The sequence below is a fragment of the Marinobacter sp. genome, assembly GCF_052094685.1.
In the GTDB taxonomy this organism is placed as follows: domain Bacteria; phylum Pseudomonadota; class Gammaproteobacteria; order Pseudomonadales; family Oleiphilaceae; genus Marinobacter.
On sequence record NZ_JBQDKB010000008.1, the window covers coordinates 31,187 to 56,874 of the forward strand.

Sequence of the window (25,688 nt, forward strand, 5' to 3'; positions counted from 1 at the left end):
GAATGGCCTTAACGTTTCTGTCCGCGCTGTCATTGTGACTTACGCGCTGCTTCCGCCAAGGCTCCAACATAGTCTTCAAGCACCCAGGGAATAGACAAAGGCGTTGGATTAGCCGCCGTGGCAAGTGGCCCCTGGCCCAGCATAACGACAGAACCGTTTTCAATGGCGCGCATGCGGGCCATGAGCGGGTTAGATTCCAGCGGGTCGAGCAGTTGTTCTTCGCCATACGTCACAAAGATGTCCACATCGTTAAACAGATCAATCCGCTCAACACTGACCTCCCCCGAATACGCTCCCTCGCCTGTTACTTGCCTTATGCTTTGTGGAGAGCGCATTCCCAGATCAGCAAAAAAGCTGACCCGGGTATCGTTCGCAGTATAAAAGCGCATGATGCTCAGATCGGTTGGATCCAGGTGCGTAATAAACATTGCGGATTTACCTTCAAGCTCGGGATAACCGGCTACCGCTTCTGCAATCTGTACGTCAATGCTATGGGCCAGAGCCTTGCCTTCTGCCTCCATGCCCAGAGCAATGCTGCTGATAAGGATCATCTCGCGCCAGTCGGTGGACCAAGGCGCATCAGGATAAGCAACCACTGGCGCGATCAGGCTAAGGGTATCGTAGTCGGCCTGGCTGAGCCCCGAATAAGTAGCCAGAATGACATCCGGCCGGGTGGCAGCCACCGCCTCAAAATCAATACCGTCACCTTCATCAAACAGCACAGGAACAGCTGCATTCAATTCCCTGAGCCGGGCACTAACCCAGGGCAAAACACCGTCGCCATTATCATCGCCGAAACTGGCCGCCGCGAATCCGACCGGCACCACCCCCAGGGCCAGGGGAACCTCATGGTTCGACCAGGCAACAGTTGCCACCCGCTCCGGCTTGTCGTTTATCGTTGTCACTCCGAAGGCGTGCTCAATAGTGAGAGGGAACGCAGGCTTCTGCGCCCACGCGGTAAGAGGAAAAACCAATAAAGCACAAAAAAACAGAGAAGAAATCGTGTTTCGGATCATGTACTGTCCACTCAAAAGTGATACTAGGAATATTGTAAATCTAGATGATAACAATTCGCTTTAAACTTTATCACTAAACCGATAAGCTTGGCACCACTTACGTACTCCCTCACTCAAATCCAGCCAAGAGCAACGCATGACCCATCATTCCAACACCAACAGCTTCGCTGCACTTGGCCGCCTGTTACGTTATGCCCGGGGCTACCGTCGCCAGATCACCACCGCTACCCTTTGCTCTGTCATCAACAAATTGTTCGATATCGCGCCTGAAATTCTGATCGGGGTGGCGATTGATGTGGTGGTCAACCAGGAACAAAGCTTCGTAGCTAAACTCGGCCTGGAAACAGCCCAGCAACAAATAGCCGCCCTGGCCGTGCTTACATTTTTTATCTGGGCCGGCGAGTCCCTGTTTGAATACCTCTATCAGGTTCTCTGGCGCAACCTCGCCCAGCGCCTGCAGTCGGAATTACGCCAGGACACATACGAACATACGCAACGTCTGGACATGAGTTTTTTCGAAGCCCAGAGCTCAGGACAACTGGTTGCTACTCTGAACGACGATGTGAATCAGCTGGAACGCTTTCTGGATGGCGGCGCCAATGCGGTTGTGCAGCTGGTCGTTACGGTAGTGGCTGTGGGCGCCGTTTTCTTCGTTATTTCTCCGCTGGTCGCCCTGCTGGCCTTTACGCCTATTCCCATCATTATCTGGGGTACCTTCTATTTTCAGCGTAAAGCCGGTCCTCTGTATGCAGATGTTCGGGAGAAAGTCGGCGATCTTTCAAGCCGCCTGGCCAACAACCTGGGAGGCATTGTCACCATTAAAAGTTTTACCGCTGAACAGCGGGAGGCCGAGCGGCTCAAGGCAAGCAGTGAGGCCTATGTAGAGGCCAACCGCAAAGCTATTCGAATCAGCTCCGCGTTTATCCCAGTGATTCGGATGGCGGTTCTGGCCGGGTTTCTGGCTACTTTTACCGTGGGCGGCATGATGGCCCTGGAAGGCAGCCTGAACGTTGGTGCCTATGGCGTACTGGTTTTCCTCACCCAACGCTTACTCTGGCCCATGACTGGTCTGGCCTCCGTTATTGATCTTTTTGAACGCGCCATGGCGAGCACCCGACGGATTCTGAACCTGCTTGAAGAACCGGTGCGGGTTCATGATGAAAGCAACCAGAGCCTCACTGAACCTGTGCGTGGTGAAGTGGAGTTTAAAAATGTGAGCTTTCGCTACCCAAGCGGCAGTATTGGTGTGGAAAACATTGCGATCAAGGTAAGCGCAGGTAATACCCTGGCCCTGGTAGGAGCAACCGGGTCTGGAAAATCCACCCTCATAAAACTGCTTCTGCGATTGTATGAACCTGATCAGGGCGACATCCTGATTGACGGGCAAGCCATTCGTGACGTTAGCCTGCGGTCTCTTCGCACCTGCATCGGACTGGTCAGCCAGGACGTTTACCTGTTTGAAGGTACGGTGAGGGAGAATCTGGTTTACGGCAATCCCGATGCATCCGATAGCGACATCATCGAGGCTGCAAAAACGGCTGAGGCATGGTCGTTTATTGAGGTCTTGCCCCAAGGCCTGGAGACCCTTGTGGGCGAACGTGGAGCCCGCTTGTCCGGCGGCCAGCGCCAGCGGCTGTCTCTGGCCCGGGCGCTACTGAAAAACCCACCCATCCTGGTTCTGGATGAGGCAACAAGTGCCGTGGACAACGAAACCGAAGCGGCCATCCAGCGTTCCCTGAAACGCATTGGGCATAATCGCACAGTGATCATGATTGCCCACCGCCTGTCCACCATTGTTGATGCGGATTCAATTCTGGTTATTGGTGATGGGCAGGTGATTGAACAAGGCAACCACCAAACATTGCTCGAAAAGGGAGGCGCATACGCCTCTCAATGGCGAGTACAGACGGGAGGCGCGTGAGCATTAACCAGAACCTCGTCGGCCTTTCGTGGCGCGACCTTTATTGCCAACGCCTCAAAGAGGATGGGTTAGACCCTGAGCTGATTCTTACTCAAGCCCTTTGTCGCCGGGATTCACAAGGCAATCCACAAGAGCACCCCCAAGACAGCCTGAGCAGCCTGTTTTCCCTGGCCCAGTGTCTCAAGAATCCCGATCTTCTGATTCAGCAGGTGAGGAACGACTACTCGGCTGCTGCCACCGCGCAACTGCAGAGAGCTTATCTTTCCGTTATCCATCAGGACCTGGCTCTAAGCGTGATCGCACCGCTTACACTGCAGCTGTTCCGGGATGGCAAAGTCCGGCTCCCCAGCCCCAACCAGATCTTTTTGGCGCCGCTTGAGCGCGAAGGCCAGACGACCTCACGCTGGTTCTCGGTAGTTGGGCAAACGGAGGTGGATGAGCAAGGGTTTATGGCGCACATGAGCGAGATCACAACCAACTGGTATCCATTTTTCAGGCGCACACTGGGTGTCAGCCCCGGAAGCTACTGGAGTAGCACCGGGCTGGGATTGGGGGCACCTTTCTCTGCCGTGTGGAACCTCGCCCAACCGGAAGCCACCTGCCACCTCGCGCAAAGCTGGCTGAAGGCCTTTGAAAATGAGGCCAACCGGTTCGTTGACTGGATTCCCTTCCCTTTTAATGACCAGAACTCCGCTCTTCCCCAGCGGCGCGGCTGCTGCCTCCAGTATTTGCTGCCCAACACCGGTTACTGCGGTACGTGCGGGGTTTATCGCAAGGAGAGGATGAAAACCCTCAAGTCTCAGCCCCCCGCATCATCACCAGAAGCATTCCAGCCGCCGCCCAAAGCTTTATAAAGATCAACCGTGACCACCAGACGCGCCAACCGCAACTGCGCTAGCTGTTCCCGGGTCTGGAACAGGGTGCGTTGTGCGTCCAGAAGAGTCAGCAGTTCGTCACTGCCTTCCCGGTAACGTAATTCTGTCAGCTCCAGGGTGCGGGCGGCGCTTTCACTGACTGTTGCCTGTAACGCCTCACGCTGCTGACTGGTCTGAACCCGGTCCAGAGCATCATCGGTTTCCTGCAGCGCAGTCAGGATGGCACTGCGATAATGTTCAAGCAATTCCAGTTGCTGGGATTCACTGATAGCCTGCTGGGCGTCCAGCCGGCCACCATCAAATAAGCTCTGAACCAGAGAAACTGTCCAGCCTGCCGTTTCTACCGGGTTATTCAGGCTCAGCAGATTATTGTTACTCAGCCCCGCGTTGAGCCCCAGGGAAACCGTTGGCAAAAGGGCCGTGCGGGCCTGTTCCACATTGGCATCTGCCGCCTGGAGGCGAGCTTCTTCCCGAGCAAGGTCGGGCCTTCGGGTAATCAGATCAGAAGGCAATCCGGCATCAACTTCAGGCAACTCCATGGCAAGCAGAGTTCCATGAGTGGATTCCACCTCAAACCCCAGCGGGGATTCTCCCACTAACACCGCCAGCGCAGACTGAATCTGCCGGTACTGAAGCTGCACGGGCACCAGGCCGGCTCTCTGATTCAGCACCTCGGTTTGCTGGCGCAGCAACTCTGTCCGGCTGGCCGCGCCATTTTGATAACGCACATCTACAATGCGCTCGGTTCGCTCGGCAATACGCAGGTTTTCTTCCCCTACCCGTATTTGTTCAGCCAGCACCAACAACTGAAACCAGGTAGTTGCCACACTACTGGCCAGGCTTAGTCGAGCAGTATCGTAATCGAAGGATGTGGCCCTGAAAGATGCTTCTGTCGTGGGTAATCAAAATGATGGTGTAACCTTCTTCGGAAAGGTCTCTCAGCAGCCGCATCACCTCCCGGCCGGTGATCCATACGCTCATCCAGCCCCAGCCCCAGCCCCAGCCGCTGCAGCAGTTTCGCGGCGCGTTCCTGCCGCTCAATCGCCCGGAGGCTGGCGTCACTGGCAGGCATTTCCACGTTCGCAGAGGCAGAGATTCCCGGCAGCAGGTTATAGCTCTGAAATACAAAGCCAAAGGATTCACGGCGCAAACGGGCCAGGCCGTCGCTGCTCAGCTTTGATACATTCTGCCCGTCAAACCAGTACTGTCCGGTTGATGGCCTGTCGAGGCACCCGAGAATATTCATCAAGGTGGACTTACCACAGCCTGAAGCCCCCACAATGGCCACAAACTCGCCCCGCTCAATTTCTTCAGTCTGGTCATTCTGGTCTATCACCAGAACACGGGTGCCATTTTCAGACCGGCCCAGCGCGGTTACCGGTACCAGTAGCGCGTTCCTGGCCTCAGCGTTCACAAAGAAAACCTGAGCCGTCATTTGTGTCATTAGCCGGCCCTGGGCATTGGGCACTTCAAAAACTGCGTTGTGCAACACCACGTTGTTTTCAACCACATGCGTAGGCTCCAACCGATCTAACCGGCTCTCCCAGCGGTGTCGTGGATTACCTGAATCAGTGACTCCGTTCGAATATAGCACCCAGAGCCTTAGCTGGCTCACGCCTAACCCGTTTTTAGAGTCAGTCCGGTTGCGTTGAGAACACGACTGTCAGTTTACCGATTGCAACGCCTTCAAATCGGCCTTAATCTGATCAAATATTAATCAAATTATGATTCTCAGGCACGGGCGATCTGCCCAATAAGATGATCGGATTGAGATCAAGCAACGAAGTGATCCGGGTGGTCTACCCGGGAGACGCGAGGCCTCGATAGAGATCACGATAAACCGCAAAACCCGGGCAGTGGCGGCCAAAGCGCTGGAACCGTTGCCTGCTGCTATGGATCAGGCGACAGGCCATGTACATCAGCTCCTGCATCACGGTTCTCAGGCGGCGGCGCTTGGCCGGGTGGCGCACAGGCGCATCCGGGGCAGTGAGCCTCAGCCCCATCCAGCGCAGTACGTTGTAGCCCAGCCTTGCAAATGCCATCACCAAGTTGTTGGTGGCTCAGAAAATCCTGATTGTCGCGGGCATCGTGGGCACTGTCCAGACGCAACAGAATGGGCGAGCGGGTGAGCGCCTTGGCGTCCTCATCAAACCGCTGCCGTAATCGGGCCGAGAATGGCGATTGTTTGATCCCCATGGCGGATTTAAAAAAGGGATCTGTACGCGCTGACTCCACGGCCTCGAAATCGCTCTTGCCGAGCGTGATCAAGCCCAGATAGGTCCGGATCAATTCGATGTTCGGAATACCGTGACGCTTTACCATGGTGCGGGCGGTTTGGGGCAGCGACGTGTGCCAGTTCAGGCAGTGGCCTACCAGAGCCAGTCCGCCGTGGGGAGTGTATACTTCTGTCTTTGATTGCTGGAGAGTGAAAGTACGCATGGGCCGATGCACCGACTGGGTGAATGGATGTCAGGTGCGATTATATCGCCTCAGGCCTTGTGATTGCCGGCTTGAACGTCAAGTTGGGCCGCGTGAAGTCACGGATTCAGGAACTAACCAGAAGCCAACAAACTCGACAGCAACGCCCGCAACCGATTAGGCTTCACCGGTTTATTAAGAATAGGTAGTTCCTGGTCCCGCATCAGCTGTCGCGTTTCCGCGCTATGGTCTGCGGTGATCAGAGCCGCAGGTATGTTGCGCCCCAACATTTTTCGGATAGCGTGAATCGCATCAGACCCGGTCTGGTCATAATCCAGATGATAATCTGCCAATATAGCCACCGGAAGCTCGTCTGCCTGCTCCAAGTATGCACGTGCAGCTTCTTCGCCTGGGGCCGTTACAACGGAGCAGTCCCAGCGCTCAAGCAGTAACTTCATACTTTCCAGAACCGAGAAATCGTTATCGATAACCAGTATTTTTGCGCCAACAAACCCTTGAGCAAAAGTTTGCGCTGTACCAACACTGGGCTTCATAGTGTGTTGTTCATCGCTCACATCCATCGGCAGCACCAGTGCAAACCGCGACCCGCGTCCGGGGCGTGAAACGACGTCCATTTTGCACTCCAGAACCCGCACCATGCGCTCAACAATGGCCAACCCTAGCCCGGCACCTTGGCGGCCACCAGTGCCTTGCGGTAAGAGCTGATGAAACTCTGTAAAAATCTCATCCAACTTGCTCCCCTCGATGCCCACTCCAGTATCCCAAACCTCAATACGAAGAGCATTTCGCCTTGCTCTCATGGCCAGTAAAACACGGCCGTTAGGGGTATAGCGAAAGGCGTTGCTAAGCAGGTTTCTGATAATTCGGGTTAGCATGCGCTGGTCGATTTTAATCATGGCCGGTATGGTACGGATACGAAAATCGAGTTGAGCGTTTGCGGCGATAGCCTCAAATTCCTCACCAAGCCCTTTAATCAGCACGGCGGCATCGGTCATAACTAAATCAGGCACCATTGCCTGCTGGTCAAGCTTTGAGATGTCTAGCAGATCTGCCAACAAATCCTCTGCTCCCTCCAGCGCACGGTGTACTTGTTGAACCATGCGGCCTTCTTCGGCGGGTAACTGGCTTTCTTGAAGTGCGGAGATCATAAGGCGGGCGGCGTTCAATGGCTGCAGCAGGTCATGGCTCGCTGCCGCTAAATACTTATCCTTGCTGCGGTTCGCATCTTGGGCGGCCTGTACAGCAACTACCAGCCCTCGTTCGGCTTTTTCACGCTCTTCAATCTGATAATGCAAACCAGAGTTGGCTTGTTGCAAAGCTGCAGTGCGCTCATCAACCCTGCGCTCAAGATTGGCATTCATTTGCACCAGTTTCTCACGGGACTGAACCCGCTCGGTAATATCCGCAACAAACGCTTCTACCACTTCTGGCCCAAGATCGGGCCGCCGCAGTAGCGTAATCGCGACATGTACCGGGGCCGAATCTGCCCGCCTTAGCCGGGTTTCTCGGGCACTAAGGCTGCCACGATCAAGCAACTCCTGGCGCAAATCATCAAACTCGCTGGAGCTACAAAACAGCTGCTCTCGCAGACGAATCACTCGGTGCTTAAGCTCCTCCGGGCTATCGTAGCCGCAAATTTTTGCCATGGCCGGATTACACGCCAGGAACCCAGCTCTCAAATTACCCTGGAAAACACCATGTAAGGCGTTCTCAAATAGCCATTTATACCGGTTACGTTCCTGCTCAAGCTCTTCGATGCGGTCTTGCAGTGCCGGGTAATAATTTTTTCTAACAGATTGGCTACCAAAACCCAGCAAATCTCCAATGCCATAGTCACTGGCTTGCTCGTCAGAGGGCTTCTTCATATACAACCTGAACATCTCTCAACGAGGATTTGCGAGGGTTGGTTAGTATGCAGGGGTCCTGAAGTGCGAACCCAGATAGATAGGGAATATCAGACACGCTAACGCCGAGGTTCGCCAGGCTGTCTTGCAAGCCAACTTTGCGTTTGAGTTGGACGATGCGATTCATAAGGCGCTTCTGGATTTCAGGCTTACCCATTCCGCGAGTATCAATATCCATTGCTTCCGCAACCCGCCGAAAGCGGTCTTCCGCCGACCGGAAGTTGTAGGCCACCACATGCTCCAGAAGCAGCGCGTTACAGAGGCCGTGGGGCAAGTCCAGAAACCCGCCTAGGCTGTGAGACATGGCGTGAACCGCACCCAGGATGGCGTTGGAAAAGGCCAGCCCTGCCTGCATGGATGCCAGCATGATCTGCTCTCGCAGGAAGGGATCAGAGGTGTTATCGACCAGCGGCTCAAGATTGCGGTTAATCAACCGAATCGCTTCAAGAGCATGGGAGTCTGTTAGTGGTCCGCTTCCTGTGGATACAAATGCCTCTATCGCATGTACCAGCGCATCCACGCCGGTGCAGGCGGTTAAATAGGCGCTCATGGTTTCGGTCACTTCCGGATCGATCAATGAAACATCCGGCACCACTGCTTTGCTGATGATGGAGAATTTAAACCGGCGATTCGGATCAGAAATAATGGCAAATTGTGACACGTCGGCCGAGGTGCCGGCCGTTGTTGGAATCAGGATCAAGGGTGGTGGCGGGTTAGAAATAGTGTCTACGCCTTCAAAATCGAGAATATGGCGACCATTGCTGGCGATAATTCCGACACCCTTCGCGCAATCCATGGGGCTGCCACCGCCGATGGCGACAACCACATCGCACTCTGAAGATTTATAAAGTTCAGCGCCAGCCATCACCTCATCCACGCGGGGGTTAGCGGACACACCGGTAAAAACTGTTGAGCGTAAGCCCGCATCCGTCAATAAGGTAACGATTTCACCCACCCAACCTGCCGCCACAACACCTGGGTCAGACACCAGGAACACGTGTTTTGCTCCGAGATTGCTTGCAAAATTTGCAACGGATTTACGGGCCCCGGCACCGAACACGATCTCTGGCGAGACAAATTTTCGCAGAACAGATATGTCATGACTCATGAGAACACACTCAACATTATGCTTTTTATTGGAATACCTGAGAGCTTAACTCAAGTTTTCTGAGGGTTCACCGGCTTTAGACTATGTTTCTTATAAAAACCATGGAGTCCTTCAAGCATTCTCACCTGATTTTTTTGCTGTAAGAACCCGTGGCCTTCCGACTCAAACCAGAGCAGCTCAGGTGTTTGCCCCAATTGTTTCATAGCCCCAATCATCTCTCTGGTCTGCTCAGGCACAACAACTCTATCCTGCCCTCCCTGGAAAAAAATAACAGGGGTACTTATAGCTGTGGCTTGAAGACTGGGCGTGCGGGCAACCCAGCGTTGAAAATACCGCTCGGGCTCACCCAGTAACCAATCCAGATACCCGGATTCAAAGCGATGAGTCATGCGCCGCAACTGCAGCGGGTCGGTCACACCATAGATACTGGCGCCAGCGGTGTAACGGCTACTCCCCACCAAAGCCATTAACGCCGTATAGCCTCCGGAACTGCGGCCTTGAATAAACACCTGCTGACCATTTGCAAGGCCGGAAACAACCAGATGGTCTGCAGCTCTGGCCATATCCTGTACATCAATTTTCCCCCACCGGCCCGCCAGCGAGAGCCTGAAATTTCGCCCAAACCCACTGCTTCCACGGTAATTTACCTCAGCAACTGCAAAGCCCTGCTGGCACCAATACTGAACCTGCGGATTAAAAACCGGGTATGCCGCAGACGTTGGGCCCCCGTGGGCAATAAGGATGAGAGGAGGCGCACTGGCAGAACGGGTAATCGGTGAATAATAGAAACCCTGAGGAGGCTGGGCTTCGTTATGGCCCAACGGAACCCGGAAGGCCCTTGGTAGTGAAATACGACACCCAGGCAGGGCTTCCTCGCCGCCGGCGACCACGCATGCATGGCCAGTTTCCGGATCTATCCGCAGCACGGCATCCAGCCGGGAAGGCGATTTGGCAATTGCATAAAGAAAACCACCTGCGGCACACAAACAGCGGAAATCACTAAAACTACTGGCAACCCTTACGCACCCGCCGGCTCCTCGCTCTGAAAGCCAGAGTTCACCTGTGCCGTTGCGATAACACACTCGCGCCCACCGGGCGCCCGGCAACGGGCAGTAATGAGACTCACCCAGTTGCCAGGGCGCATTCCCATGATCCAACGGAAGCACGTGTTCGCCGAGTATCCAGCAGCTCGATACCATCTGATGATCCACCTGCCAGGGTTGCCACCACCCCTCATGATCCGACATCACCCAAAGTGTCTGACCTGCGAAAACGGGCTGTTGAATAGAAGCTTCTTGGGGTGCATCGCGAACCTGACAATCCGTCAACTTACCGTCACTGCCGATGTTTGCGGTCCAAAGGCGGGTTCGTAACCAGGGCATGTCTGGCAACTGCCAGCTTACCCACGCTAGGCGGCGGCCATCCGCAGAGAGTGCGGGTGCGCTATAAAAGTCTTCGCCACAATGCAGAACTTCAATCTCACCCGTTAATGCAACGGCAACCAGCTCTTGTTGACCTTGAACTGGCCCCCTTTCAGCATTGTCAGATTCCCGAACCGCCAGTACTCGGTCTCTTAACGGGTCGACAACAAGCCCGCCAAAGGCCGCCGTATCGTCTGTCAGTGCTTGGCTATGACCATCGTCGTGACGAACAAAATGGATTCGCTGGCAAGCACTGACCACAAACGTGCCGGTTAACGAAGCCGCAATGGCGCCACCACCATAGCCGTTTACCTGGCTGCGGATGCTAAGACCGGCATTATGCAACTGAGCGGTTCCGTTATTCCGGTGTGGGAGGTGCCATAGCCGGTTAATGCCGGTATGAGGCTCATTCTGCAGCCAGAACAAACCTGCCTCACAGGCGATGAGGTTGGTGCGCTGGATGTAGCCTTCACAGGCTTCACTGGCGCTAAGTACCCGAATGTCAGAAGGCCCCAGCACCGTCAGCTCTTGAAGAACAGTCTGGAATTGTCTGCGTTGCGATAGGTCAGCTCAGCGATGCCAACCGTGGCGTGATCTGCGGCTTTACGAGCCGCCAGAATACGATCGTGATAAGAAGACTTGCTGCAAACCGGGTCGGCATTATCCGCATTGCCCGTTAATAGAAAAGCCTGGCAGCGGCAGCCACCAAAATCCTTTTCCTTCTCATCACAGGAACGACAAGGCTCTGGCATCCAGGCGTCGCCACGATAGTGATTGAAGCCAGGGCTGTCGTACCAAACCGATTTCAAACTTGTGTCGCGAACATTTGGAAAGTCGATGGGCAACAGGCGCGCGCTGTGGCAGGGCAAGGCGGTGCCATCCGGGGCAACCGTCAGGAATAAACTACCCCAACCATTCATGCAGGCCTTCGGGCGCTCTTCGTAGTAGTCGGGTGTCACGAAAATAAGCTTCATAATAGAACCAGAAGCCTCAAGTTCTGCCCGGTACTCATTCACCTCGCGCTCTGCCTTTTCCAACTGTGCTTTTGATGGCATAAGCCCTTCGCGATTTTCCAGCGCCCAGCCATAATACTGACAAGTCGCCAATTCCACGAAATCGGCTCCCAAACGCTCACACAGCGTCATAACGTCCTTCATCTGATGGATATTATGACGGTGGATCACAAAGTTGAGCACCATCGGATAACCCGCTTCTTTTACAGCGCGGGCCATTTTCAACTTCTGGTCAAACGCTTTTCGCGAGCCGGCGATGGCGTTATTGAGCTCTGGGTCTGACGCCTGAAAGCTCACCTGAATGTGATCCAGGCCGGCTTCAGCAAAGGCGTTCACTTTGGCTTCTGTCAGGCCCAAACCAGAGGTGATCAAGTTGGTGTAGTACCCCAGCGAGCGGGCCTCTGCTATAAGTTCTTCAAGGTCTGGGCGTACCAAGGGTTCACCACCGGAAAACCCGAGTTGTGCCGCCCCCATCTCTCGCCCTTGCCGTAACACTTGAACCCACTCATCCGTGGTGAGTTCCTTCTCCGTTTGAGCAAAATCCAGCGGGTTTGAGCAGTAAGGGCACTGCAACGGGCAGCGATAAGTCAGCTCTGCCAACAACCAAAGCGGTGGCCCGACACTCACATCAGCTTTGCCCGGTGCTACCGGTGTAGAAAGAGTCATGACAGCTCCAGCCAATGTTGATTCCGGGCGTGCTCAAGAAACTCGCACACGTCGCCTGTCAGTGCTCCCGCATCCGGAAACTTCTGTTCCAGCGCAGACACAATATCCGCAACACTACGCTGGCCATCCACTTCATTCAGAATAGCGCCGGCGCTATCGTTAAGCTTCACCATCCCTTCTGGGTACAGAAGTACGTGGCACTGCTGCGCTGGCTCCCACTGAAACCGGAACCCGCGCCGAAAGCGAAGTACGTTTACCATGGCAACCTCCATCAAAGCCCCCGGTGCCAGACTTGCTGGTCAGTAACCGTATGGAACGGTGGCGTTTTATGGCTATACGCCATGGTGAGGGCATCCAGCATGGCCCAGAGAATATCCAGCTTGAACTGCAGAATATCCAGCGCCCGGGCCTGCTGAGTTGGTGAAGTGAAGTGGTCCAGGGTAATGGTTAAACCATGCGCTACATCTCGCCGTGCTTCTGAAAGCCGCTTGCGAAAATAGCTGTAGCCGCCCTCTTCTATCCAGGGATAATGCTGCGGCCAACTGTCCAGCCGGGACTGGTGTATTTCTGGCGCAAACAATTCCGTCAGGGAGGAGCAGGCAGCCTCCTGCCAGGTCGCCCGCCGGGCAAAATTCAGATAGGCATCTACCGCGAATCTTACCCCAGGCAATACGTGGCGCTGATCAACCACCTCTTCCCGGCTCAGCCCTACCGATTCTGCCAGGCACAACCAGGCTTCAATGCCGCCGCAATCCCCATCGTGGCCATCATGGTCGAGAATGCGCTGCAACCATTGCTGACGAACGTCCGCATCCGGGCAATTCGCCATAATGGCGGCGTCTTTGCGGGGGATCATTATCTGATAGTAATAGCGGTTAGCCACCCAGCCCCGGATCTGTTCCGGGGTGCATTGCCCACTGTACATGGCTTTATGATAAGGATGATGGATATGATAAAGCTGGCCTTTATCCCGCAGTGCCTGTTCAAAGTCTGTTCGGTTCATGACAGTGTTGGCGATGGCGTTCATGACGGCCCCACAAGTTCGACCTGCATCCCGTCCCACGCCACTTCAATGCCGTGCTGCGCCAGCTGCGCACGCTCGGGCGAGTCCTCGTTCAGGATCGGGTTGGTGTTGTTTATATGGATCAGGATCTTGCGCTTGGCTGGCATGGTGTCAAGCACTTCAATCATGCCGCCCGGCCCACTCTGGGCCAAGTGGCCCATGTCTTGGCCGGTTTTGGTGCCCACTTCCTGGCGGATCATTTCATCGTCGTGCCACACCGTGCCATCCACCATTAAAACATCAGCTTTGCGCATCCACGACAGGATTTGCGCATCCATCCGGCCAAGGCCCGGGGCGTAAAGCACACTTTGCCCGGTTCGGGTGTCTTCGATAAAAATGCCTATATTGTCACCCGGGTGAGGGTTATCGCGCCGTGGAGAATACGGTGGCGCATTGCTCAGCAAAGGGATGGCTGTCAGGTGCAGTGCAGGCGCACAAGGAATGGTAAAAGCTGCAGACTCCGAGGCCGCCACTTCTCGCCAGTTAAGCCCGCCGTTCCAGTGTTTCAGCATAGGGAACAACGGAAAGCCGGAACTCAAGTCGTCCTTCACTTGCGCGGTGCACCATACGTCCAGTGGCAGCCCCTCTCTCAGGGTCAGCAGGCCAGTGGTGTGATCAACCTGGCTATCAAACAGTAAAACGGCGTTGATGCCCGTATCCCGCAATGCCCGTGCAGGTTGCATAGCCGCGCAAGCGGCCAGCTGGGCACGAATGTCCGGTGACGCATTAAACAAAATCCAGCGTTCGCCGTCTTCACTTACGGCAATGGACGACTGGGTTCGTGCATGGGCGTTTAATGTGCCTTTGCGAAAGCCATCGCAGTTGGCGCAGTTGCAATTCCATTGCGGGAAACCGCCTCCAGCAGCAGAACCGAGAATATGGATATACATGGGCAGAAGCTCCAGAAGTAAAACGGCCAGCATTACCTCACTGGCCGCTCCAGCCTTCAGCGGTTGGCGAAGTACATGGTCACTTCGAAACCGATACGCAGATCTTCATAAGCTGGTTTAGTCCACATAATGCTCACCTCTTTTGTCATGATTATTTGTGCATCAAGGACGGGTCGACAGCATTGCCGATGCCCTACAACTCATCCTAGAGACAGACATCAGATACCCATATGGTACTTTCGCACTGTTTTGGCACGGCCATAAGTTGCATGAAATGAAAGGTCAGAATTGAAGCTAAAACAGATAGTTCGACAGAAGAGACAAAAAAAAGGCCCTTAGCGGGCCAAAAGAGCAGGACAACAACGTAACCACTCAAAAAACCTCCCCGGCAAAGTTCGGGGAGGAAATCTCCCCCTGCTGGAGGGGGAGTGGGACAACACTCAGATCAGAAAAACCCTAGCGGATTGATATCGTAGCTGGTCAGCATGCACTTGGTTTGCTGGTAGTGATCCAGCGCCAGCTTGTGCGTTTCACGGCCGATGCCAGACTTCTTATAACCACCGAATGCAGCATGGGCGGGGTATGCGTGATAGCAGTTCATCCACACTCGCCCTGCCTGAATGCTGCGGCCCATACGATAGGCACGGTTGGTATCACGGGTCCAAACGCCGGCGCCAAGACCAAACTCTGTATCGTTGGCAATCGCCAGCGCTTCTTCTTCTGTTTTAAAGGTAGTGACCGCGACAACCGGGCCGAAGATTTCCTCCTGGAATACCCGCATGCTGTTATCGCCTTTGAACAGCGTAGGCTGGATGTAGAAACCGTTATCGTATTCGCCACCCAAGTCTTCACGATCACCACCGGTGAGAACCGTTGCGCCTTCTTCCTTACCGATTTTCAGGTAAGACATGATCTTGTCGTACTGCTCTTTACTGGCCTGTGCGCCTACTTGCACATCGGTATCCAGAGGATTACCGCGCCTGATCGCCTTGGTGCGCTCAACAACCTTTTGCATAAACTCTTCGTACATGTCTTCCTGCACCAACGCGCGAGAAGGACAGGTGCACACTTCACCCTGATTGAAGAAGGCAAGCACCAGGCCTTCAACGCACTTGTCGACAAATTCTGGCTCGGCGTTCATTACATCGGAGAAGTAGATGTTAGGGGACTTGCCACCCAGTTCGACCGTTGAGGGAATAATGTTCTCGGCTGCGCACTTCAGAATGTGGGAGCCAACCGGAGTTGAGCCGGTGAAGGCGATTTTGGCAATGCGCTTGCTGGTCGCAAGGGCCTGCCCTGCTTCAATGCCATACCCGTTTACAATATTCAGAACACCCGGTGGCAGCAGATCACCAATAACTTCCATTAACACCAGAATACTTGCTGGCGTTTGCTCTGCTGGTTTGAGCACTGTGCAGTTACCTGCTGCCAGGCAAGGCCCCAACTTCCATGCGGCCATAAGGATTGGGAAGTTCCAGGGAATGATCTGACCAACCACACCCAAAGGTTCGTGGTAATGAAAAGCCACGGTATTTTGATCAATCTCGCCCATGTGCCCTTCTTGAGCGCGAATGCAGCCGGCAAAGTAGCGGAAATGGTCGGCAGCTAATGGGATGTCTGCGTTTAAGGTTTCTCGCACGGCCTTGCCGTTATCCCAGGTTTCTGCAACCGCTAGCTTTTCGAGATTGGCTTCAATGCGGTCGGCAATTTCCAGAAGGATGTTGGACCGCTCTGCTGCTGAGGTGCGTCCCCAGGCTGGAGCTGCTTTGTGCGCTGCATCAAGAGCCAGTTCGATATCTTCCGCTGTAGAGCGCGGAATCTCGCAGATCACATTGCCCGTTATCGGGGTAATGTTCTCAAAGTGTTGCCCTTTAACCGGGGCAACCCACTCGCCGCCAATGTAGTTTCCGTAGCGAGACTTGAAAGAAACGACGGAACCATCTTGTCCTGGTTGTGCGTAGATCATGGTGTGGACCTCTTTTTGTGTTTATCGTAAAGCAACGCTGGCTTTCACGTTTACCTGTCTAATTTATGCTGCAAACACGGCTGACTAAATGGTGCGTTGGGGGCGAAAACCTCATCCCTTGGTACTAGGTAGAACATCTGCCTCAATTACCAGTGAGTTCTCGGTTTTCGTAATCAGAATAAAGATGGGTAACCGAGCGGACCAACTCGTAGCTGGCACCCTCTATATCCGCAAAGCGATCAGGGATTGCGGTAAGGATGACTTCGGCTGCACTCAAACCACGGGCCGCCGAAAGAGTCATAACGCCATCTAGCCAGGTTAGGTAATCTGTCATTTGAAGAAACGCGCGGTTGTCCTTAACTACTGGCCCATGCCCTGGCACAACAATAGAAAAAGGCAACTCTGCAAGTTGTTGGATCTCCGAGCGCCATGCCATAAGCCCAGGCGTTTGAGGCGTTGTTAAAGCTCGGTTAAAAAACACCATATCTGAGGCGAACAAAACGCCGGAAGTTTCATCCAAAACCACAAGATCTGCACCTGTATGCCCCTGCATTGCAATGAAACGTAGCGTTCGCCCACCAAGCTGAAAAGTACCGGGCTGCACCCGGTGCTTGGGAACAATCACTTCCGTGCCGCGCATCCAGTCGCCAATCATTCGATACATGTTGTCTGAGAAGGCCTCGCCATCTCGCTCAAGGAGCCGTGCAGACTCATCCAACATGTGAAGAGTTTCTGGGTCGAAGGCTTGGCTGCCGAATGCGTGGTCTGGGTGATGATGAGTAATCAGCACCTTAACGATCGGCTCGCTTGTGTGGCGATCGATCAGTGCACGTAGTGCCTCGCCATACCGTTTGGATGGCCCGGTATCAATAACAACTATGCCTTCGCCCGTTTCGATAAAGCCTGTATTGACGATATTGCCGCCATTGGTTTTTGAGAAATTGGCGGTGCTTCCGACCACCGCCCACACGCCATCAGCGACCGGGGTTGCTCTCAAATCATAAGCTTTCCCATTCGCCCCGGCGGCGGTGGTAATGAGTAGCAACAAGGCAATAGCAAACAAATACCTAACGGGCTGATGCAACAATCCAAGATGGCTTTTCATGGCTTGGCCCCCCCGATTGATCCCTCAAACCGGTAACCGTTGTTGTCTTCCATCCAGATCGCAAGGCTTTCGTTCTCGTGTTCCTGCCCATCTTCAAACTCGAATACAAACATTGGGTTTTCAGAGGCAGACTCGGCCAAGGTCATGGTAAGCAATACGGCGTCTGAACCTTCTTCGCGAACCTCAACATTTCCCACAAAAAAAGCCGGCACATTACCAACCATTCCTGAATCCATCGGGTGCAACAAACTGGCTTTTATTCGGGTTTTGCCATCGCCAGAAAACAAGCCGGTTCTTAGGGTTCCAAACTCATTTTCCCACTCAGAGCTGCTAACCACCTCGCGAGGCGCCGTACAACCACCGCCTGCCGCATCTACAAACCCGCTGTCTATGTGCCACACACCCTTCTCATCCAGCACCGCTGCCCGCACGCTACTGGCTTGTTGAACACGAAAGTTCAGCGAAACCAGCTTTAGCCCGCCATCACGGCTATCTGCATCGAACAAAAGCGGCACCGGGTTCATATCAACCCAGGTCACGACTTTGGTTGCCGTGTGTGGAAACGCCGACAGGTTTACGGCCAACGGTACCTGCGTGCTGTCTTCAGCGAAGCCAGGCACCGACAAACCTACCCGGTCATCCACAACAACATTCGCACCCTGGCCTAAGTAGCGTTCGATGTTGTACTCCCATAACGGCGAACCGAGTGGATCTGCTGGAAGCTCCGCCCAGGCAGCTTCAGCTAAAAGTAAAAGAGCGCATAAACAATATCGTCCCACAACCCACCCCCGGATCAGACTTCATACTATTGATGCTTGCCCTGTTAGTGCTCAGACACAGATTCCACATACGTGCGGATCGACCAGATAGCCGTTTGCCCCAGATTGCTCTTAAAGGAAGGCATTCCCCTGTCGGTGCCATTCATTACTCGGCCAATAAAATATTCATCGTCCCACTCTGTCAGCTCACGCAAATCGGGAGTCAAGCCACCAGACTGCGCCTCAATGCCATGACAGCCTGCGCAGTTGCCAGCGTATGCGCTCATACCCACTTCAACCGCCTCAGCGTTAAGCGTGCCTTTCTCGTTACCTTCACGAAATGGGTTTTCATTCAGAGCTTCGCGCCCGAGATCCGGGAGATCGCCCGTGTCTACCGCTTGCGGCGTTACGTTGCCATGGCTGACAGCGGCAGAAGCCCAGACCAGAGCACTGGTGCAAAGAATCACTTTTAGAACCTTGGAGTACGACTTGGAGTTCAACATAACGAGACACCCTTTTGTTTTATGTTTGGTAGCCCCTCAACGCATACCTTCCTACGTAACAGGCCTTTCTCCAAGTCTAGGGAGTTCGGGGATGGGCCTTATACTCCACTTTGGCCGTTGCGGCTTAGTTCCTTAGTCGTAACCCTCTAGGTTAGGGGCCAAAGCATGAGGCGCGCACCCTTTTGCCGAAAAATTTCGGTTTTTCAAGATGTTGTTTTTAAGCCGGGAAATTATCCCGAGTGCCAGAGCGAAAAATCCCGACTCCCCCGTGAATTCCTCCGTCGCCTACCCACCCACTCCATGCCAATACTCTGTCCGTCAGCGCAAACATGCATGCGTTCGTCACAACAACAATTAAGGGGAAAGTCATGAAAACACTGTTTACCAAGCGCCCCCTGCTGCGCGGTATCAGCTTAGCGGTTTCTATAAGCGCAGCTGGTATGGCCAGTCAGGCACACGCCGCAGGCGTTACGTGGAGCGACATCGTTAACGATGCGGAAACCACCCAAGATGTTCTCGGTTACGGAATCGGGCCAAAAGCTCAACGTTACAGCCCGATGACGACCATCAACAAAGAAAACGTAGACCGAATGGTTCCCGCCTGGTCGTTCTCATTTGGCGATGAAAAACAGCGGGGGCAGGAATCGCAAGCTCTGGTACACGACGGCATCATCTACGTAACAGGCTCTTACTCCCGCCTTTATGCCCTGGACGCAAAAAGCGGTAAGCGGCTCTGGGAGTACACCCACCGTTTACCAGAGGGTATTCGCCCCTGCTGCGACGTTGTAAACCGTGGTGCTGCGATTTTCGGTGACAAGGTTTTCTTTGGCACCCTGGATGCAGGCATCGTTGCCCTGAACAAGAAAACCGGCAAAGTAGCCTGGCGCGTGAAGTTTGGTGACCACGAAGCTGGCTACACCATGACCGGCGCCCCAACACTGATAAAAGATCAGAAAACCGGCAAAGTCATGCTGATTCACGGATCTTCCGGTGATGAATTCGGCGTAGTGGGTAAGCTTTACGCCCGCGACCCGGAAACCGGCAAAGAGCTCTGGATGCGGCCATTTGTTGAAGGCCACTATGGCCGCTTGAATGGTGAGAAGAGCACACCCTCTGGCGACCCAAGCGCGCCAAGTTGGCCGGATGATCCCAACACGGAAACCGGAAAAGTTGAAGCGTGGAGCCAAGGCGGCGGTGCACCCTGGCAGAGCGCAAGCTTTGATGTTGAAACCAATACCATCATTGTTGGCGCGGGTAACCCTGCACCCTGGAATACCTGGAAGCGTACCTCCCCAGGTGGCGATCCAGCAGATTACGACAATCTCTATACCTCCGGCCAGGTCGCTGTAGACCCTACCACCGGTGAAGTGAAGTGGTTCTACCAGCACACACCAAACGATGCCTGGGATTTTTCAGGCAACAACGAGTTGGTTCTTTTTGAATACACAAAGGATGGGGAAACCGTAAAAGCGACGGCCCACGCAGACAGAAACGGGTATTTCTATCTGGTGGATCGCACTAACGGCGAATTCCAAAATGCCTTCCCGTTTGTGGACAACATTACCTGGGCAACCAGCATCGGGGCTGATGGCCGGCCTGTTGAGGGTAAAGGCCAGCGCCCACCACCCGTGGCAGAAGGCGAAACTCGCGGCGAATCCATAGAAGTTTCGCCACCCTTCCTTGGGGGTAAAAACTGGAACCCTATGGCCTACAGCCAAGACACTGGCCTGTTCTATATTCCGGCCAACCACTGGAAAGAAGACTACTGGACCGAAGAAGTTACCTACAAAAAAGGTGCGGCCTACCTGGGCCAGGGCTTCCGTATTAAGCGTATGTTCGACGATCACGTTGGCATTCTGCGGGCTATGGACCCTGTAAGTGGTGAGGTGAAGTGGGAACATAAAGAGCCTATGCCCCTCTGGGCAGGCGTACTGGCTACCAAGGGTGGCTTGGTCTTTACCGGCACGGGTGACGGCTACTTCAAAGCCTTTGATGCCGACACGGGTGAAGAGCTTTGGAAGTTCCAGACAGGCTCGGGAATTATCTCCCCACCTATCACTTGGGAAATGGACGGTGAGCAGTACGTAGGCGTGACCTCAGGTTACGGCGGCGCGGTGCCTCTATGGGGTGGCGATATGGCTGAACTCACCAAACCGATCTCGCAAGGCGGATCATTCTGGGTGTTCAAAATACCTTCTTGGGCAACCGCGGCCAAGTAATCCACTAACCTAGCCCTTCAAAGCGGCCCCTGAACGGGGCCAGCAAGCGGGATTACCAACAAAAAAGCCGCCAGCACACGGCGGCTTCTTTCTCGTTCAGGAGTTCACCATGAAGTTATTCATAAAGCTGGCCATGCTCGCCTTCATCGCTCCTGCATTTGCAGAAGACTACTTGGCAGATGTTAAGCCTCCAGAGTTTAACGGCTGTGTGCTTGAGGAAAAATCGGTATGCAAAGGGGCCAACCTTCGGGGCGCAGATATGTCCAACCTAGATCTGAAGTCGGTAGACTTCAGCGGTGCTGATTTAACCGGGGCTACACTGAACCACACCAACTTGCGCGGCGCGAACCTCAAGGGGGCGAAGCTTGATCAGGTAACCGGTTATCGCGTTAACCTCTACCGGGCCGACGTACGCGGAGCCAGTATCCGCGATGCTCAGCTACAAGGCGCCATGGGGGAGTATCTGTTCGCCCAGGGGGCAGATTTTACCGGCTCAAATATGGCTGGCGCCAACTTTGGCTTTTCGAGATTCTCAGGCGCGACACTTATAGACTGTGACCTTTCCTACACAAGCTTTGAAATCGCGTGGTTACCGAAGGTCGATTTGGCAGATGCCAATCTATTTGGCGCCAACCTGCAAGAAGCGAAGTTTGGCAGCGCCAACCTGGCAGGGGCGGACATGCGCAACACACGTATTCACTACGCAACTTTCGTAGGTACCTTCATGGATGACTGCAAAGGCTGCCCAGTCGACTGGTAGGCTGGAGGTATTTGTAAGCGCAGAGGAAGAAATTGGATTAAGAGTTAGCTGAGGAAGGCAGTGTTATCACTGCCCTTCAGGCCATACCGCACCAAGCCTGATTCTACCGCAAAATGTAACAATTCAAGCGTGGAAGAAATCTCCAATTTACTCTTGAGAATCGACAAATGATTGGCAACGGTTTTTACACTGATGTTTAACCGCTCTGCAACACTTTGGCTGGATACCCCTCGCGCAATCAGAATCAGTATTTCAACTTCACGTTGGGTCATGTCTGCCAGCCGGCTGCTTGTGCTGCTAACCAATCCATGACTACCCAGCTGCACCATTGCTAACTGAGTAGCAAGATCGTGCTCAAGATACACCTCACCTTCAGCGGCTTTTTTTATAGCGGTTGCGAGTTCTGCGGGCCGACAGTTTTTAGAGATGTATCCTTGCGCACCCAGGCCAAGCGCCTGTTTTACCATGCCGACATCATCTATCGAAGATAGAAACACAACACTGGCTTTGCTCCATCGCTGCCGAACTCGCTTACACAGTTCAAGCCCCGAATAATCAGGAAGCAATAGCTCCGTAATAAGAACATCTGGCATGTGGTCGGCGTACTGGTTCACCGCCTGCGCGCCTGTGCCGGCGCTTTCAACAATAATGCCAGGCACCGTGCTCCTTAGCAGGCAGACTGTGGCCTCCCTCACCAACCGATGACCATCGGCAATAACGATCTTCATGGCAGTACCTCAATCACAAGGAGCACCTCAATATAGGGTGCACAGCTGAACGCATGCACTTTCCCTTTTATCCTAACCTCAACAAAAACTTGCTGAATGGTTCTTTAGTACTGGCTGTTTACTACTTTCCGAATATTCCCCCTCTGTTGCGACTCACGTAGCCTGAATCAACAACTTCTGTTCAAGCGATAACAAAAAGAGATGGCCATGCAACTCGAGGTCCGCAACGTCAGTTACGACTACGGCAGTAGTCAGGCGCTTTCAGACATCAGTTTTAAATTGGAAGGTGGCCGATTTCATGCACTTTTGGGCCTCAACGGGGCGGGTAAAACAACGTTGTTCGGGCTCATTACCCGTTTGCTCGCACTCCAGTCAGGGGACATACAGCTCAGCTGCCGCAGCCTTCGCCGTCACCCGTCCAGCGCTATGAAACTGCTGGGTGCCGTGTTCCAGCAAAGCGCTCTGGACCTGGATCTTACGGTTCAACAAAACCTCGAATATCATGCGGCGCTGCATGGGTTCGGCCGCAAAGAAGCCGGCCAGCGCATCGGCACCGAATTGGATCGTTTTCATCTTTCAGACCACGCAACTGCGTTTGTCCGATCGCTAAACGGCGGGCATCGCCGTCGAATCGAGATTGCCCGGTCACTGTTGCACCAGCCGTCCATTCTGCTTCTCGATGAACCCTCAACTGGTTTGGACGTAGCGACGCGTGAAGCACTAATACAGCATGTTCACCAGCTGGTTGAGAACGAAGGATTAACGGTGCTTTGGGCCACGCATCTTTTTGATGAGGTATTACCGACCGATAACGTGCTGATATTGGATAAAGGGCGTCTTTTGGCTGATGAACAGGCCTGCACTCTTGTGCGACGCTTGAATGCCATCACTGTCAAAGAGGCTTTTTCGGCCGTAACCAAGGAGCAGTGCACGTGAGCCCGTTACACTACTGGCACTGTTTTGCTGGCATTCAACTGCGGGAGTGGCGAAGATTCTGGCAACAAAGAAACCGCTTTGCCACAGCGCTTATACGCCCGATATTATGGCTTTTTATCTTTGCCAGCGGCCTTGGCTTGAGCACAAAAGGCGCGACACTTCCCGGAGCAAGCGGGCCAGTCAGTTATCAGATGTATCTGATTCCAGGTCTGTGTGCCATGGTCATTCTGTTCAACAGCATGCAAAGTGCCCTATCCATGGTTTACGACCGGGAACTAGGCAGCATGCGCGTACTTCTGGTTAGCCCCTTACCCAGACCATTTTTGCTCTTCGCAAAGCTTCTTGCCATGGGCAGTCTTTCTGTCATCCAGGTACTGGTCTTCCTTGCGGTCACCTGGGCCGTGGGATTCCGGGGCCCGCCGGCAGGTTACATTACAGCAATACCCGCGCTTTTTGTTTCAGCGCTGATGCTTGGGGCTCTGGGCTTGGTTATAGCGACATGGATTCGGCAACTGGAAAACTTTGCTGGCGTGATGAACTTTGTCATTTTTCCGGTGTTCTTTCTCTCTTCGGCACTATACCCACTAGAGAATTTCGCTCCAGACTCCCCAATTCTATTCTGGGCAGGGCTGGTCAACCCGTTCACACATGCCGTTGAAGCCATCCGATTTTCACTTTCAGCTCAGTGGCACTGGCAAAGCTTTTCAATCTCTGTGTTCAGCACCCTCGTACTGTGCCTGATTGCTATTCAGGGTTTTCAGCCTCAGCGAACGCGCATTCTAGGTAGCACCCACTAGCAGGTGCGCAACTTTGGTATCAGCAAATCACGCCCATGGTTGGATTTACCTGCTGCCAGGTGGTGCTTTGTAATAACAACAACACAACAACCGGGAGGTATGGTTATGTCCAAGGCATGGCTACTGACATTCATCTTTGTTTTATCGGTGGCCCCGGTCATGGTTACCGCCAACGAGGCGAAACCAGCCTCTCAAGATCTGTTTTCCCCGGAAGGCTACCGCATCGACCGGTACCGAAGCCCAACGCCCAACGCTATTGACGATGTGCAGACCATCAGCACGTCAGAACTTAAAGCAGCACTCGACGCCAACCCAGCGCCCATTGTTATTGACGTAATCAACTCAGAGTACCGTGCTGCGCGGTTCATTGAGACCAAGCCTCATTACTCAGTTCCTGGCGCTTACTGGCTGCCCAATACAGGCCGTGGCAACCTGGATCAGCCATGGCTTGACTACCTTGTCAAAAACGTTCGCAAGCTGACCATGAACAACCAAGACCACCCGGTTGTTGTGATGTGTAAATCGGACTGCTGGCTTTCGTGGAATGCTACTCGCCGTCTCAAAGACGCAGGTTTTGCCAATTTGTTCTGGTACAAAAACGGTATAGATTCGTGGAAAAATGCAGATCTTCCCGTAGAGGTAACCGCCCCGGTGCCTCCAGAGATCTAAACCTTGTGCAAAACCGGGCGGAAAATTACTACTTTAGTACCTGTTTTTTGATGCAATGGTCGCATTCAATTAATGGCAGCAGTGGCGTGTAATGGCATAACTACAACTATAAACAGAGGCCCCTCCATGCTGAACGAACCCAGTGCTCTACTAGCATCGGAAAACAGCTATCATACGGCAGACGCCCTTTCCGCCACTGACGTTCAACAGGCAGACACATCCATGGAGCCAACGTACAAAATTCTGATTGCAGACGACCACCCGCTTTTTCGGGAAGCAATCAGCAGTGTTATCGCCTCTGGCGTGGAAGGCAGCGAAGTGCTGCAAACCGACGATCTGGACAGCGCCCTTTTAGTCACCCGCGAAAACGACGATCTTGATCTGATATTACTGGATTTGAATATGCCAGGGATGAATGGGCTGAACGGGCTGATGACCCTGCGCAACGAAGCGCCGACCATTCCGGTTGTAATCGTTTCGGCAGAAGAGGATAAGCAGGTTGTATTGCAGGCGATTACCTATGGCGCCGTTGGTTTCATTACAAAATCGTCGCCACGCTTGGAAATGACAAAAGCTATTCAACAAATTCTCAACGGTAATGTTTACTTACCCTCGGATATCATTCGCACCGGCAAAGAGAGTAGCAATAACAACCGCCGCAACCGCCATGAAGACAATCCAGTGTCGCCAGAGATGCTGAACTCTCTTACTCGACGGCAGTTGCTGGTGCTTGAGCGTATGTCTAAGGGCGAATCCAACAAACAGATCGCATACAACCTCAATATCGCCGAAACCACGGTGAAAGCCCACGTTTCTGCGATACTCCGTAAGCTCGGGGTTCATAACCGGGTGCAAGCCATTCTTTCAGCTGGCGATGTCGATTTCAGCCATTACTTAAAGCGCTAGCCTGGCTGCGCTCTGCTCTCCAAAC

23 protein-coding genes and 2 pseudogenes are annotated in these 25,688 nt (G+C 53.7%); 8 read left to right on the forward strand and 17 right to left on the reverse strand.

Annotated elements, in window-relative coordinates; translation table 11 throughout:
• Positions 1-29 precede the first annotated feature (29 nt).
• Entirely contained in the window at positions 30-905 is an 876-nt protein-coding gene (locus tag ACTH3S_RS03080) for an iron-siderophore ABC transporter substrate-binding protein (protein WP_441807554.1), read from the reverse strand.
• Positions 906-1,152: 247 nt separating this feature from the next.
• Here ACTH3S_RS03080 and ACTH3S_RS03085 point away from each other — a divergent pair, with 247 nt between their 5' ends.
• Positions 1,153-2,937: an ABC transporter ATP-binding protein gene (locus ACTH3S_RS03085; RefSeq protein ID WP_441807555.1), complete on the forward strand. Its 1,785-nt coding sequence runs from the start codon at positions 1,153-1,155 to the stop codon at positions 2,935-2,937.
• On the forward strand, positions 2,934-3,791 hold the full coding sequence (locus ACTH3S_RS03090) for a (2Fe-2S)-binding protein (RefSeq protein WP_441807556.1): 858 nt from the start codon (positions 2,934-2,936) through the stop codon (positions 3,789-3,791). Before ACTH3S_RS03085 ends, ACTH3S_RS03090 begins: the two co-directional genes overlap by 4 nt.
• Here the strand turns inward: ACTH3S_RS03090 and ACTH3S_RS03095 are convergent.
• The 15 genes and pseudogenes from ACTH3S_RS03095 to pedF form a co-directional block, all read right to left on the reverse strand.
• Positions 3,737-4,651, reverse strand: coding sequence for a TolC family protein (locus ACTH3S_RS03095; protein WP_441807584.1), 915 nt, complete (start codon positions 4,649-4,651; stop codon positions 3,737-3,739). The two genes, ACTH3S_RS03090 and ACTH3S_RS03095, sit on opposite strands and share 55 nt — an antisense overlap.
• Positions 4,652-4,694: 43 nt before the next feature.
• Positions 4,695-5,118, reverse strand: a pseudogene (locus ACTH3S_RS03100) (ABC transporter ATP-binding protein); the annotation flags it as partial.
• A 493-nt stretch (positions 5,119-5,611) separates the two neighbouring features.
• Positions 5,612-6,251, reverse strand: a pseudogene (locus tag ACTH3S_RS03105) (hypothetical protein).
• 113 nt (positions 6,252-6,364) lie between these two features.
• A complete protein-coding gene (locus ACTH3S_RS03110) occupies positions 6,365-8,116 on the reverse strand; it encodes a NahK/ErcS family hybrid sensor histidine kinase/response regulator (protein ID WP_441807557.1) in 1,752 nt (583 codons plus the stop codon).
• Complete coding sequence (gene ercA, locus ACTH3S_RS03115; RefSeq protein WP_441807558.1) at positions 8,100-9,263, reverse strand: alcohol dehydrogenase-like regulatory protein ErcA; 1,164 nt, start codon at positions 9,261-9,263, stop codon at positions 8,100-8,102. The genes ACTH3S_RS03110 and ercA overlap by 17 nt, the downstream gene beginning before the upstream one ends.
• Positions 9,264-9,313: 50 nt before the next feature.
• Positions 9,314-11,203 (reverse strand): alpha/beta hydrolase family protein, encoded by a 1,890-nt coding sequence (locus ACTH3S_RS03120; RefSeq protein WP_441807559.1) that lies wholly within the window; start codon positions 11,201-11,203, stop codon positions 9,314-9,316.
• A 2-nt stretch (positions 11,204-11,205) separates the two neighbouring features.
• Positions 11,206-12,363 (reverse strand): pyrroloquinoline quinone biosynthesis protein PqqE, encoded by a 1,158-nt coding sequence (gene pqqE / locus ACTH3S_RS03125; protein ID WP_441807560.1) that lies wholly within the window; start codon positions 12,361-12,363, stop codon positions 11,206-11,208.
• Positions 12,360-12,638, reverse strand: coding sequence for a pyrroloquinoline quinone biosynthesis peptide chaperone PqqD (gene pqqD, locus ACTH3S_RS03130; protein ID WP_441807561.1), 279 nt, complete (start codon positions 12,636-12,638; stop codon positions 12,360-12,362). The genes pqqE and pqqD overlap by 4 nt, the downstream gene beginning before the upstream one ends.
• A complete protein-coding gene (pqqC, locus tag ACTH3S_RS03135) occupies positions 12,635-13,390 on the reverse strand; it encodes a pyrroloquinoline-quinone synthase PqqC (RefSeq protein WP_441807562.1) in 756 nt (251 codons plus the stop codon). The genes pqqD and pqqC overlap by 4 nt, the downstream gene beginning before the upstream one ends.
• Entirely contained in the window at positions 13,387-14,316 is a 930-nt protein-coding gene (gene pqqB / locus ACTH3S_RS03140; protein WP_441807563.1) for a pyrroloquinoline quinone biosynthesis protein PqqB, read from the reverse strand. Before pqqB ends, pqqC begins: the two co-directional genes overlap by 4 nt.
• A gap of 56 nt (positions 14,317-14,372) precedes the next feature.
• On the reverse strand, positions 14,373-14,444 hold the full coding sequence (gene pqqA, locus ACTH3S_RS03145; RefSeq protein WP_007153157.1) for a pyrroloquinoline quinone precursor peptide PqqA: 72 nt from the start codon (positions 14,442-14,444) through the stop codon (positions 14,373-14,375).
• Positions 14,445-14,761: 317 nt separating this feature from the next.
• Complete coding sequence (gene exaC, locus ACTH3S_RS03150) at positions 14,762-16,282, reverse strand: acetaldehyde dehydrogenase ExaC (protein ID WP_441807564.1); 1,521 nt, start codon at positions 16,280-16,282, stop codon at positions 14,762-14,764.
• Positions 16,283-16,424: 142 nt separating this feature from the next.
• Positions 16,425-17,387, reverse strand: a complete 963-nt coding sequence (locus ACTH3S_RS03155) for a quinoprotein relay system zinc metallohydrolase 1 (protein ID WP_441807565.1) — start codon at positions 17,385-17,387, stop codon at positions 16,425-16,427.
• Positions 17,384-18,166: a quinoprotein dehydrogenase-associated SoxYZ-like carrier gene (locus ACTH3S_RS03160; RefSeq protein WP_441807566.1), complete on the reverse strand. Its 783-nt coding sequence runs from the start codon at positions 18,164-18,166 to the stop codon at positions 17,384-17,386. The genes ACTH3S_RS03155 and ACTH3S_RS03160 overlap by 4 nt, the downstream gene beginning before the upstream one ends.
• A gap of 44 nt (positions 18,167-18,210) precedes the next feature.
• Positions 18,211-18,645, reverse strand: coding sequence for a cytochrome c-550 PedF (gene pedF / locus ACTH3S_RS03165; protein ID WP_441807585.1), 435 nt, complete (start codon positions 18,643-18,645; stop codon positions 18,211-18,213).
• Positions 18,646-19,016: 371 nt separating this feature from the next.
• On the opposite strand from pedF, the gene ACTH3S_RS03170 reads away from it, so the two are divergent.
• Positions 19,017-20,867, forward strand: coding sequence for a methanol/ethanol family PQQ-dependent dehydrogenase (locus ACTH3S_RS03170; protein WP_441807567.1), 1,851 nt, complete (start codon positions 19,017-19,019; stop codon positions 20,865-20,867).
• Positions 20,868-20,976: 109 nt separating this feature from the next.
• The gene (locus tag ACTH3S_RS03175; RefSeq protein WP_441807568.1) at positions 20,977-21,627 is read left to right on the forward strand and encodes a pentapeptide repeat-containing protein; all 651 of its coding nucleotides are present in this window, start codon (positions 20,977-20,979) and stop codon (positions 21,625-21,627) included.
• 44 nt (positions 21,628-21,671) lie between these two features.
• On the opposite strand, the gene ACTH3S_RS03180 is transcribed toward ACTH3S_RS03175, so the two are convergent.
• Positions 21,672-22,355 carry a response regulator transcription factor gene (locus tag ACTH3S_RS03180; RefSeq protein WP_441807569.1) on the reverse strand — a complete coding sequence of 228 codons (684 nt, stop codon included), beginning with the start codon at positions 22,353-22,355 and terminating at the stop codon, positions 21,672-21,674.
• 207 nt (positions 22,356-22,562) lie between these two features.
• Between ACTH3S_RS03180 and ACTH3S_RS03185 the strand changes: the two genes are divergently transcribed.
• The 4 genes from ACTH3S_RS03185 (at position 22,563) to ACTH3S_RS03200 (ending at position 25,663) form a co-directional block, all read left to right on the forward strand.
• Positions 22,563-23,291: an ATP-binding cassette domain-containing protein gene (locus ACTH3S_RS03185; protein WP_441807570.1), complete on the forward strand. Its 729-nt coding sequence runs from the start codon at positions 22,563-22,565 to the stop codon at positions 23,289-23,291.
• Entirely contained in the window at positions 23,288-24,088 is an 801-nt protein-coding gene (locus ACTH3S_RS03190) for an ABC transporter permease (protein WP_441807571.1), read from the forward strand. Before ACTH3S_RS03185 ends, ACTH3S_RS03190 begins: the two co-directional genes overlap by 4 nt.
• Positions 24,089-24,193: 105 nt before the next feature.
• Positions 24,194-24,757 (forward strand): rhodanese-like domain-containing protein, encoded by a 564-nt coding sequence (locus ACTH3S_RS03195; protein WP_441807572.1) that lies wholly within the window; start codon positions 24,194-24,196, stop codon positions 24,755-24,757.
• Positions 24,758-24,979: 222 nt separating this feature from the next.
• A complete protein-coding gene (locus ACTH3S_RS03200; protein WP_441807586.1) occupies positions 24,980-25,663 on the forward strand; it encodes a response regulator in 684 nt (227 codons plus the stop codon).
• The last annotated feature ends 25 nt before the right edge of the window (positions 25,664-25,688 follow it).